Source organism: Bradyrhizobium barranii subsp. barranii (genome assembly GCF_017565645.3).
Classification (GTDB): Bacteria; Pseudomonadota; Alphaproteobacteria; order Rhizobiales; family Xanthobacteraceae; genus Bradyrhizobium; species Bradyrhizobium barranii.
Genome location: NZ_CP086136.1, coordinates 10,156,243 through 10,168,338 on the forward strand (window position 1 = coordinate 10,156,243; position 12,096 = coordinate 10,168,338).

Consider the following 12,096-nt stretch of genomic DNA (forward strand, 5'->3'; position numbering starts at 1 on the left):
GAACCGAAAAGTGGTTCCGGAAAGCTGCGTCGAAGCGGCCTAACTCGCCGCAGCCAACGATAAATTTGGTTATGGCCTGTAATCATGATGACTCCATCGCAAAATTGAAAAATATGTTTGGGGAAAACACGGGAGGTTGGAATGGAAGCTGCCCGCCGCTTTCGAGCAATGGCATTGCTGTGCCGACAGACTGCGGCGCGACAGCCTGAGAGGAGCTGGAAACTGCTGGCAGAGGCAGAATATTGGGAGCATCTCGCGGCTGCGGCTTTAGCTCATTGAGCTTACGCCGAGCGATTTTTCGATCTTACTCTTTTCGTCGACGTCTTAGTTCAAGACCTTTTCTGAGGCATGTGATGTCCAGTACGCGTCAGATTTACAGCTGTGCTGTTTTGAGCGAGCGACACCAAACTCTTGTGGCGGAGCTTAGAGAAGTGGAGAAGCTTCGAAGTAAGCTCCGACATGTCGAAGCAAGAACGCTCGGTAGAAGACGGCGCGCCAAACCGGGCAGCAGAGCAAGAGCCGTGATCTAGCTCGGCGCGAGACTGGCTCTCTAATCAGGATAAGCGATCGCTTCGATTTTCCTTCGACGTTGCACCTCGATATACAGCAACGAGCCGGTCGCCTTCCCAAAGCTCAACGTCGTGCTCGCCATTCATTTGCTCGGCTCGACATCTCGCAGCCCGCTCGTCAATGCAGTCGAGCTTTGCGGCGCAAATCACGCGTCGGCTGCTGTCCACCACGAACACTTTGTACCGCATGATGGCAGTCCCATCGAAAGGGAGACTGACATCGTAGTCGAATAGCCGTCCGAAGCAGTGCTGAACTTCCGTGCAGGCGCGCGGAACCTTTGTAGGTGTGGCAATTCGGCTATACCAAAGGACCATCGATCGCGGGCCATGTGTCAGGTAATCTGGCCAAGGTGGCGCGCTTCAGCGGCGTAATCTCACCGCGTGCCGAAGTGAGCGGCTCGAGCTTAAGAGGGAGAACATCCCGAGCATCATCAGCAGTACGCCCAGCCAAGTTGCGGTCCGGCTAGGCCCCTCGTCACGAATCTCGGCGAGGCGCGTTCCGATCGGCACAGCTGGAGGGGCGGGCGAGGTCATAGCGTCGTTGACGGTGGGCGCTGCTCCGAGAAGCTGCTCAACGTCGACTTGGCTGAGCACGGGGTGCATGGGCGTCGGCTGGCGGCTGTGCTCTGCAATGGGAGCCGCTGACACAAGAGCCCCGTTCATACCGAGATCCGAGGCAGCCTCAGCTATCTTGACTTCAGGGAAAGGCGCTTGAGGCTGCTCAGCCGGTGTCGAGCGCAGCATTTCCGCGCGCGCATCAGCGGCCCCACTCTGCCCAAGCCTCGCAGTTCCCTTATCGTCCACATTAGCGGTGCGTTCTTGGCCGACGCGACGACGAACGGTTTTCTTCGGCTTCGCCACACCTTCGGTCAGGAACCAGCATTTGTGGTGCCCGTCCATTCGATAGACCCAATGCTGGCCGTCGGGAGCCGAGTCGCCAGGCCGTCCCAGGCATGCCGCTTGCGGGGGAGAGCTCACTACGGGTTGGGGGGCAGCAACATTGAAGATATCCGCGAGAGGACCGGCGGACGCAGGAGCTGTGGAAAGAGTTTCAACAAGAAGCAAACTGGCAAAGCAAAATCGCAAATAGCCGGACATCGAAAACTCCCGGTGTTGCGCCCGCCATGACCCTTCGCACCGAGATAGGCGACCATGCGGCTCAAATCTGGCGACGCCATGGATTCATTGTGCTTCGCACGCGAGTTCCGGGACCGAATGCAAGGCCCGGCCGGCAGCTCACGGTTGCAAGGAATAGCTCCACCGGTCCAGTGGTCGAGCTCCCGGGGGGGCCGGCAGACATTGCGCCTTCGGCGCCTTGCGCGATCCGTTGCTATCTTATTCCCGCCGGGCATCGGCTGTTAAGGGTTGGTTTAGCTCCCGGCGGGATCATTGGGCACCACAAGGATCCGTGCATGCAACCGCACCATGCCAATACCTTGGAAAGGATCGGGGTGGTCGCGGATCACGGCAGTGGCAAGCTCGCGACGCCCATCATCCTCGACCAATCGGATTTCTCGACGTCCAATCGAGATGAGATCCTAGCGCTATTGGCGCCAAACAGCCATTCAAAGCTCACCATTTGGCTCGTCCTTGCCGCGTTGGCTGGAGGGTTTGGATTGGGATGGGCTGGTGCTTGGTACGGTCCTGCAACTATCTCGGCTCTCAACCGAGTTGCTCAGATCGATACGGCGGGGCGCCGCATGCCGGACACAAAGTCAGGCGGGAAGGTTGAAAGCGCCCGCAAGATAGGCTCAGCATCCGCCACGCGAACACAACTTGGTTCAGGTCAGCCCTCCACATTCAGTGCGAGCCTCGCTCCGAAGCCTCGGGTCAGAACGTTGAGCGGAGCGCAATCGGCAGAACCTTCTTCGCCTGTCGAGGCGGACATGTCTGTGACCGACTCTCTCCCGTCGTCGGAGCCACTCCTGCCGGTCCCTGAGACGAAACCAACGACCATTGTGGGTTGGACAGTTCTTGACGTTCGCGGCGGAACGGCGGTGCTTGAGGGGCCGGACGGGATCCGAATGGCAGCACGGGGCGACTTAGTCCCCGGCGTCGGGCGCATCGACTCTATCGTGCGTTGGGGTAATCGGTGGATAGTTGCAACTGGTCACGGATTGATCTCGACGCCGTAGGCGTCACGCTTGCGATGAAGGCGTGCCATCCATTCGTCCCGTCACCGATTGGCATCCGGCTATTGTGAGTTGACGCTGGATCTCGGGGGCAGCCAGTTGGGAAAGAAGAATTGAGTTCGTCACAAGCGCTCCTACCAAGCTAACCTCGGCTGCGGGTCGACGAGGAGGGACTATGAACTTCCGGTGCCTGACGCAACGCAAGCTCCGCGCCGTTTTTAAGGGGGCGTAAGGGGGGTAGTGCTCGAACTAGCGCTGATGACCCAGACCGATGCCTAGTGTGCGCGCCTTTTGCCTCAGCGATCCTTCTGAACGCTTCATCAGCTTTGAAAGCTTCGCGACCGATGTCTTCGCCTTTGAATGTGCACGCAGCTCTTTCACGTCGTCTTTAGTGTATTCGCGACGAACAGACTTCTTGTTCTTGCTTGCCTTTGTTTTCTTAGCCACTAGCGCCCTCTCGATTGCACGATGCGGGTTAGTACCACAGCTATCCTGTTCCGCAAGACATCAGCATCGCCGCCAGTATCAGTGACTCCGCGTTGGCGCGAATCGCGGACGAGAATCGTGAATTGGAAAGACTTGAGCGCATCAAGGAACTACTCGACCACCAAGAAAAGATTGGGCCCGGAATTGACGGGCCTTCAGGCCACCCAAGAGTTGGAAGCGCTCTCTACCCGAAGCGAAGAGGTCGTACGAAGGCAGAAACCGCGCGCAAGAAAACCCACAGCGCCACGCACAACGTGACTGTGTCGATAAATTGGTTTAGGTCAGAAGCGGGCTGACCAAGAGTGAGTCATCTCTCAGACCAGTATGAAATCCTTGGCTATCAGTGATTGCAAGTTGGTGTTTCGGAGATCGATGAGCTCGTGGGTGTCGGATACGATAATCACGTCCGGGCCCAGTTGGAAGCTGTGATGCTGGATCAAATCGAAACTCGCGGCCGGCGAGGCATGGGGGTCCGCTTGGCGAAATAGGGCGTGGTCGAGTTCGAGCATGTCGTGGTTCGACGACGTCGCATCGAAATTGTTGACGATGGCTAGTCCAAAGCCGGGCTTGAACACGAAGGTGTCGACCACATTGGCGTTGCCAAACTCGAACGCTCCCCTGGCAACTTGCACTTTGATCGTTTGGGTGTCTTGCAGGCCGCCATCCGACGCAGCGACCTGAACCTGATAGCTGCGGCCATCCTGTGGCATCGACTTGAAGGACAGGGCGCCGGAGACGGGATCGATGGCGAATACCTTTTGATCTTGCCCCCCGATGATCGAGTATTTGATGGTCGTATTGGGGTCAGGGTCGGTAGCGCGCACCGTGTCCACGTATTTTGTATCATCCGTGATGATGATCGACGCAGTCGCGCCGGCGCCGTCAGAGGTGATGATCGGGGCATAGTTGGTTACCGTCGCCTGGAAAATATCGGTGGCTGCCGAACCGCTGGCGTCAGTAGCTGTCACCTTGATGTCGAAGCTGCCAGCATTGCTGGGACCGGGCGTGCCACTGAAAATGCCGGTGGCGGCGTTGAAGGTCAGCCACGACGGCAGTGCTGTCCCATTGCCCAACGTTGCCGCGAGCGTCAGATGGTCACCGCTGTCGGCGTCCTGAAAAGTATTGGCCGGCAAGGTGAGTGAAAACGGCGTGCCCGCGGTTAAAGCCTGGGTCAAGGTTTGATTGACTAGAGCTGGCGCGTCATTGCTGCCGACAACATTCAACGTCAGGACATTTGCGGTAGCTAGAATGCCATCGGAGACGCTGTACTGGAACACAACGTTGTCGGTTTGCAATGCCGCGAGGCTGTTGAATTTGGCAAACCCAACGGCGGTCAAGGATAAGGCCGAATTAGTCAGCGTGTAATCGGTGCCGAGCACCAACTTGCGCCCGCCCGCACTCGTGACGGACAGATCGAAGCCGGAAACCGACAGCAGATCCCCGATATCCGGATCGTTCGCTCCAATCAGCAGGTCTTGGCTGAATATCGGGCCATCTTCACCGACGCTACGCGAAAGCGCAGATACCGACGGCGCTTCGTCGACTACCTTGATCGTGAACGTCTCGAATGCAGTATTGCCCGCGGCGTCGGTCGCGCTTGCAGTAATCGTATGGGTGCCGAGCGCGAACATATCGCCGGAGTGCACCACGGTCTTGTCTTCTTTGAAGACGACGGGATCATTACCGTCAACGAGATCACTGGCCGTTGCCGAAAATGTCGCCTTGGCACCTGCCAGACCCGTCGCATGCACGGTGTGGTCGCCTACCGGCGTCAGCGTCGGCGGGTCTAGGTCTTGATTGTTGCCGAGATGGCTTAATGCCGTCGCAATGGCACTGGTCAATTTGGCTCCAGAGAACGCATCCACGATAACTTGAAGCTGCGACGGATCGTCGGCCGATTGCTGGATGGCGTTTGATACAGAGCCTTGAAACACCCGTTCGATGGCCGCGATGTCATTCAAGAGCGCGTTACTGCTACCGTCGGCTAGCGCCTTTTCGTCGAGTGCTGCGTTGCTTGCCGCAATCAGGGAAGCAATGTTGTCGGCAACGCGTTGGCCGAGGCTCAATGACTCGGACTGAGCAATGCTGCTGATCAGCGCGCTCAGCGCCGCATTATCAGTTAAGATGATGCCGGAGCCGCCAATTGCAGCGGCGATTGCCGCAAACGCGTCATTGGCGCCGGTTACGAATGTGCCACCAGCCCCGACCAGTGCCGACGCGATCAGCGAGACCGTGTTGTAAACCTTGGCAGCTGTCACAGCGACTTCCGCGCCGGCAATGTCGCCAGCCTGAACGGCCGCAATCGGATCGAAAGTAGTCAAATTTAAACTCGGAGGCAGTCCAAATGCTGCAAGAACTTTCAGGTCAGCGACAGAATCGCCCTGCGACTGCAAAGCGCTTATGAGTGTCGTCAACGGCGTAATGACGGTCGAGCCTGTCGGGGCCTCGAGGGGCCCTTTGAATGGAAGTCCTGTAGAGGTGTCTATTCCTCCGTAGGCTACTAGCGGGCCAACTTCTCCAATCGGCTCAAAGTAGCCTCCACTATCGGTTACTGTGAAAAGCTCGTCCGGATCGAGTATGCCGTTATTGTTATCATCCGCGAATACGAGCGCACCCGAAATATTGCCATCAATGACCTTTTGCCACTTAAGATAGGGATAGCCGGTATTCAACAGTATATTTTCGCTCCATACTGCGGGGTCGAAGCCGGTGGGAAGTATTCCCAATTTCAGGAAGAAATTTGCAATGGGTGTTCCTCCTGAACTCGTCGACTGGCCGGTGCTTTGTACGTCCCAATAGGAATTGGTAATCAAAGAGCCGTTTTGTGCAACGAGACCTCCGGCGATGGCAAGCGAGCCCGCGGTAACCTTTCCTGTCGCGTATGACTGAGTGATCGAGCCGCCATAGGAATGCGAGACAAGGCCGCCAACATCTGAACCGGTGCTGCCAGTCACAGGACCTTTTGCGTATGATTCAAATATTGTGCCCGAGTTCATCTGTCCGACGAGGCCGCCAGCATCCCCGCCATTGCCGACTATCACGGAGCCCCTTGCAAAGGATTGCGAAATGGTGCCGTTAAACAAAATTCCTACGAGCCCACCGTCCCAGCTGGGACCACCCGTACTGACTGATCCGGTCGCGTAGGATTGGAAGATCGTGCTGTTGCTTACTGAAGCCCCTACGAGTCCTCCAGCCGCGGTGCTCGAGCCGTCACTGATCACTGACCCAGTAGCGTAGGAGTTCTGGATTTTGCCGCCGGTTGTACCAAAACCGAGCGATCCGACTAAGCCTCCAATCTCCACAAGGCCCGAGCCATACACCCCGCTGTGCCCTTTGATCGTTCCACTCGCGTATGAATGGTCGATCATGCCGGAGTTGCCTCCGGCGAGACCGCCTAGGTCGACAAAAATGGTGCTGTCGCTTGTGATCGTTGCAGAGGAATGCGAGTCTTTAATAATTTTGCCGAAATTCCAACCCGCGATGCCGCCGATAGAGATTCCGTTCAGTCCAGCAACGAAGTTTCCGGCGGTGCCGCTGATCGAGCCAGTAGTATAGCTATTCTCTATCGTTCCGAGGTTACGTCCGGCCAATCCACCGACGTCGTAGCCGCGCGGAGCCGAGACGGAAAGGTTTGTCAGCCCGAGGTTAGAGATCTTCCCGCCAGGGCCAACCTCCGCGAAAAGGCCGACGTAAATACCATTCCCAACTATGTGCAACCCGTTGATCGTGTGACCATTGCCATCAAATGTACCCGCGAACGGTTTCGAGGAGGAGCCAATAGGCGCGATGGTTGCTCCCGAAGCATCGATATCTGCCCCCAGAATATAATGTCCGGCGATGTATTTCCGAACAATTTCTAAATCGGCCAACGTATTGATAGTTACCGCTGGATTTGAGGGAGGAGGCTCCCACCGAAACAAATCTGCTTCGATACCTCGGCGACTCGGGTTGTCTGAAAGTGCTTGGATGTCGTTAGCGATCTGATTGAAGGAGCTATTATTTCGTAAGTCAGCAAGGACTGTGGCAAGGCGCGGGGCTGCCAAACTGCCGTAGTTCCATGCGAGGCTCTCAAGTACCGCTTGTCGTAACGGCGATAAGCTGAGAAAGTTGGCTTCACCGATATCCCGCTCAATCCCCGGAATTCCGGCATTCGTTTGCGTATCGAGGCGATGAGTCAGCTCAGCGAGCGCTGCTGCTAACGTTACTTCAGTAGATTCCGTGACCGTATGGCCGTAGGACCAACCTCCCGAACCATCCGGAATTGCGTACGTGTCGCTGCCGAATCCTACTCGGTAAGCATTTTTGTCCCAATATGCATTTGAACTGAAGGATTCGAACTCCTGTATTATCAAGCTTCCCAGGTGGTCTGGATTAGGCGTCACCGTCGCTGTTAGAGCATCAATTTCAGCCTGCACAATCGCAATGGTTTCTTTTCCATAGCTGCCGGCATTGCTGCCGGCATTCACGCCTAATTGCTGCTGGAGGGACGCCACCGCGGCCGTCGTAGCGGGACCATAGATTCCAAGCCCCGTGTGCACATCGGCTTCCGTCACAAACCCGTTCTTTAGAAGCCAGTTTTGGAGTATAGCTATTTTAGCTTGATCAGTACTTTGCGGATTTAGGATGTCTGTTGGGAAGCCGGATAGTAGGCTAGCGACTAACGTCATCTTCTACTCCCATTTTACCGCGTTACGAACGGCCATCATTTGGCGTGATCAGCACCCATTTTCATAATCCGTGAAAAGGTTCACAGAGCGTCGAATTTCAAAGTAGAGAGGACTGCGTTTGCAAGTTGTTCACTTGCATCTGAGAATCGAAAGAGAATCATGTGTGCCGAATCTTGAATGTAAAGATAGCTAAATCCGTGCGGGTAGTTTCCGAAATGAGCCCGATATGCAGGCCGGCCGTTTATCGTTAGAGTCTCAAAATCATTCGGTTGTCCATGGCTGCGAACATACGTCTCGAGATTGCGCATGGGAGATTGAAAAACAAAGAATGAGAAATTGTTCGGACTTCCAAACGATCCATCTTTTTCAATAAAGCGAGTACAAGAAGACGTTCCCGCATCGACACCGTCACAAGGTAAAACGATGTCGCTTCCGAGAGGAAGAACGTGATCGAGGAAGGATATGGATGCGCCTGAAGGATACCGTAGTGAAAATCCATATTGGATATTTGCGTATGTTTTCCAACCTGAAGCCATTACAGCTTGCGCTGAAGTTCTGTCGACTGCGCGCTCTTTAAAAGCAGTTGTAGAGCTGACAATACCATGGAGGCCGACACTGGCACTGGCATCGGTCGCGAGCTGTCTGGTAGCTTGGTTGACCGCGGTTTGAGCTGTTTGCAGGGCAAGATCGCGAGCCGACTGCGGGAGTTCGGAATGGCTTTGAACGAATATCAGAAGAGTAAGTGTTAGTTGCAGAACAATTGCCAAACTTGAGAGCGGCATGATGCTATTGAACCATAGCGAGCAGGCACGGCAAGAACGTGCCGTGGATATCGTTTTCTCAAATTGAAAAGAAGCGATCATTGATTTCGATGAAGTTTTATCGGCAATCGCTGTTTCCTGGCGTGAATGATCTGCTTACGTAGTTCGAACACGGGATCGTGCGAAACAACGCCCAGCTCCGGCATTGCCCCAAATCTTCGTGCGAAGCGCTCTGCAATTGGCTTCGGACCAAATGTCTTGTTGAGCACGGTTGGAGCTGAAACTCGCCCCGTACAAAGCCATTTCAGAGAATAGAAATGCCCGGTCCGACCTCCAGTCAAAATAGCCTTGACGTTCAGCTAGTACGTCCCGCGTATCGGAAGTACGGGCTCCGTTAGCCTCGTTTCCTTACGATCACGTCGGTCAAGAATACGTTGAATATAGAGCTGCGCTCTCGACGCAGACGCTGCGGTGCCTGCCGATGGCATCGACGTTGCCAGTTCAAATAACGGCGGTCTCGGTATGCCGCCATTTTGTGGGCAGCTGTCGGCGCTCAATTGCGCCTCGCTCGAATTTGATGCTTTTTCTTTCCAGGAAGCAACAAGAATTGCGCGTTTGACGGGAAACGATATCTTTCCACACCCAATTACCCGCCGCTGCCGTCTGACGAGCAGATCCTTCACCGCGCCAGAGGTCGCCGCACGCGCCGTGCCGCCCGCCAGGCGACGCTTACCGGCTTCGAGGAACTCCTTGGACCAGCCATAGTACATTGAGGCGGCAATGCCCTCGCGCCGGCAGAGCTCGGAGATATTCTCCTCGCCCCGCAGTCCTTCCAGCACGATACGGATCTTCTCTTCCGCCGAATACTGCCGCGTGTCTGGCGCCGAATGTCCTTTAGCACTGTTCTGCCGGCGCTTTGCCCGGTCCGGATTTCTGCTTCATCTTCGCTCCTGGTGGCTACGATGAACCAGAAATCCACCCTCCGCAAAATCCTTCAATTTGTCTCACATGCGCTGACGGCGAACAACAAGTATCGGGACGGCTTTACAGTCGCCCAATAATACCTTCATCAGCTTGAACCAGACGTTCGTCATGCCGTTCTCGGAAACGCCGGTGCGGTCATTTCCTTTAGGGTTGGTTCAGAGGATGCGACATACCTGGCGCGGGAATTTCAAGGCCAATTTGATGAAACCGATCTGTTGCAGTTGCCCAACTATCGTATCTACTTAAAGCTTATGATCGCTGGCGTACCTTCGGCAGCTTTCAGTGCGACCACGCTGCATCCGATGAGGCGGTGAGCCTCAGAGGACGGCGACGAGCTAGCTCGTAGACGGTCGTGTTGGAAATGGCCCGAGGAACAAGGATGCAAAGCCTTGGCATCGTTATCCATATCAATTCTGCGCTTTATCCCCTGGATCACCGGCATGGACACGGCGTCAGGGGGTGTCTCCAGGGGCGTATCGAGGGCTTGCTGAGGCAGCGAATGCTGGCGCCTCAGTGGCGGTCTACCAGCCAGTTCGGCATTGCCGATCGCTTCAACTTCGCTGGCATCGCCGGGGAGTGTTCGGGACACTGCCAGCTTGATGAGATTGTCGCATGGGCGCACCTCCTTGGACTGTGTCGCGTGGATCCGTGGTCGGAATAGATATGGAAGTTATTGCGAACAGGCCGAACGCCGCGTGTTGAAAGAAAGCGGGCAACTAACCCCCGTGATCATTCGAGCAAAAAGGCGGACGTTTCACAGCCACTCCAAAAGAAAGCCAAAAGCTAGCCGCCGTAACTGAGCGTCTCAACCTCCTGATATAGCCTTCGAAGATGATCGTCGGACATGTCGATGATGGGCTCATACATGAACGAGTTCATATGGATGTTCTCCGGGGTCATCAACATCACTCGTTCAATGATCGCAATGTTGGCGGTTTCGGTCCCGAACTGCTTTTTGTACTCTCTGAGCAGCTTAGGGGTTTGAGCCGAAGTTATGCCAGCTAGCAGCTTCTCATCCTTTATTCGTTCGGCCATGAATTTTTCAGCAGCAATTCGCGTGGCTATCGACAAGACGACTTTATTCTCGAAGTTCATACCTTCCGTCGCGTCGAGGCATTCCTTGGCGGCGGTGAAGACGTCCGACAATACAGAGCCGCTACCATCGGGCAGCGTTATGGTTGAATGGAACACGCGATTGTAGACCTCGGCTAGTGCGTTCCGCGTGATCGTAGCGCTGTCTGTCTTCCAATGCAGCAATGATGTAAGCGTCCCATAGTCGGCGTCAGCGTCGCCTTTCGTGAATTCAACAAGGTTGCGAATGAACGGTATTGAGGCAATTCGCTTCTTCGCATCCGAGTGAAAGTTTAACTTCCAGTCATTCACGAAGATGTTTTTTATGCCGGCCGCCTTCTGCAGCGAAAGCCCGGCGGAACTTTTCGATGCCATGTAGCAGTAGTCGTAATCGACAAATCGGCTATTTACGGTCCGAAAGAAATCGAAATTGTGTGTGAGGATTATCTGACTAAACGTTTCATCATCTGCAATGTCCTTCAGGTATTGGATGATGGCATATTTGTTCTTGTAGTCGAACGAGTCAGCGATATCATCGACTACGAGTACGCTCTTCTGGTTTGCTGCTCGCCGCGCCTCGATTTCGAAAAGGATGTTCAGGATATATAGGGCTTTCTTTTCACCCGTGCTGAGCGCCGAGATGAGGGCCACCCGATCAACCGATGTGCTTTCTGTTCCATCCTTAAAGATGAAGCCGAGATTCAAGACAGGGTCTTCACCGAGCATGACGGAGATTTTGTTTTTCGCGACAAGCTCGAACGGCACAAAGAACCGGTCGTTGAAGATCTCAATCGTTTCTTCCCAGCGGGTGCGTTCCGCGGCAGCTTCCTTTTCGATCTCGGCTTTCCTCTTCTCTACTAAACGGTAGTGAGCCAGCAGCTCTTTGTAGAGTTCGACATTTGCAAATATATACGACTTCCAGACCTCTTCTCTAAAGGCGTCAACGTTTGCGAGATTGGCTAACAGCTCTTCGCGCTGCTCAATGTACGATTGGAAGTCGCGCACCGTCGCATTTTTTTGGATCAGCTTTTCAATTTCTGAAAACTTCTTTCTGAGCGTTGCGTCGTTTGTGATCCCCTCTTTTTCCTTGGAGATAAGGGCCTCCAGGTCCTTCGCATCGCTTATTTCGAGGCGCGTTCCGGACACGAGGTTTATTGAGTGATTGGCTTTGAAGAAGCCGTGATCAGCAAGGCTCTTGGCTACCGACGCAGCATTGTAGTAGTTGAAGATGCCGCGTTTGAAGTAATTCGATTTAGCGAGGAGCTCATTGTACTTTTTGATGTAGTCCTCGATGGCTGTTTTGACGTCCTTCGTCGCGAGAAGCCCCGTGACTTTATCGTCGAAGACTGTGTCATAATCGACATCGCTGAAGGGGGCAGACTTTTGAGCGAGCAACTCAGATTCGATGCGGAATAGTGCTTTTCCG

At 54.8% G+C, this 12,096-nt stretch carries 5 protein-coding genes and 1 pseudogene; all 6 read right to left on the reverse strand.

What is annotated here, in order from left to right; translation table 11 throughout:
• Positions 1 to 929: 929 nt before the first annotated feature.
• The 6 genes and pseudogenes from J4G43_RS49350 to J4G43_RS49375 all read right to left on the reverse strand — a co-directional run bounded on the left by J4G43_RS49350 (position 930) and on the right by J4G43_RS49375 (position 12,065).
• Positions 930 to 1,667 carry a hypothetical protein gene (locus tag J4G43_RS49350; protein WP_208089189.1) on the reverse strand — a complete coding sequence of 246 codons (738 nt, stop codon included), beginning with the start codon at positions 1,665 to 1,667 and terminating at the stop codon, positions 930 to 932.
• 1,283 nt (positions 1,668 to 2,950) lie between these two features.
• Complete coding sequence (locus tag J4G43_RS49355; protein ID WP_208089190.1) at positions 2,951 to 3,148, reverse strand: hypothetical protein; 198 nt, start codon at positions 3,146 to 3,148, stop codon at positions 2,951 to 2,953.
• 353 nt (positions 3,149 to 3,501) lie between these two features.
• Positions 3,502 to 7,854 carry a GLUG motif-containing protein gene (locus J4G43_RS49360; RefSeq protein ID WP_208089191.1) on the reverse strand — a complete coding sequence of 1,451 codons (4,353 nt, stop codon included), beginning with the start codon at positions 7,852 to 7,854 and terminating at the stop codon, positions 3,502 to 3,504.
• Positions 7,855 to 7,934: 80 nt separating this feature from the next.
• Positions 7,935 to 8,717 (reverse strand): hypothetical protein, encoded by a 783-nt coding sequence (locus J4G43_RS49365; protein WP_208089192.1) that lies wholly within the window; start codon positions 8,715 to 8,717, stop codon positions 7,935 to 7,937.
• Between the two features lie 569 nt (positions 8,718 to 9,286).
• A pseudogene (locus J4G43_RS49370) lies at positions 9,287 to 9,557 on the reverse strand (transposase); the annotation flags it as partial.
• A gap of 825 nt (positions 9,558 to 10,382) precedes the next feature.
• Positions 10,383 to 12,065, reverse strand: a complete 1,683-nt coding sequence (locus tag J4G43_RS49375) for an ATP-binding protein (RefSeq protein WP_208089193.1) — start codon at positions 12,063 to 12,065, stop codon at positions 10,383 to 10,385.
• Between the last annotated feature and the right edge of the window lie 31 nt (positions 12,066 to 12,096).

Coding starts and splice junctions, on each gene's coding strand:
- J4G43_RS49360 (WP_208089191.1), bottom strand. CDS start 7,854: ATGACGTTAGTCGCTAGCCTACTATCCGGCTTCCCAACAGACATCCTA.
- J4G43_RS49350 (WP_208089189.1), bottom strand. CDS start 1,667: ATGTCCGGCTATTTGCGATTTTGCTTTGCCAGTTTGCTTCTTGTTGAA.
- J4G43_RS49365 (WP_208089192.1), bottom strand. CDS start 8,717: ATGATCGCTTCTTTTCAATTTGAGAAAACGATATCCACGGCACGTTCT.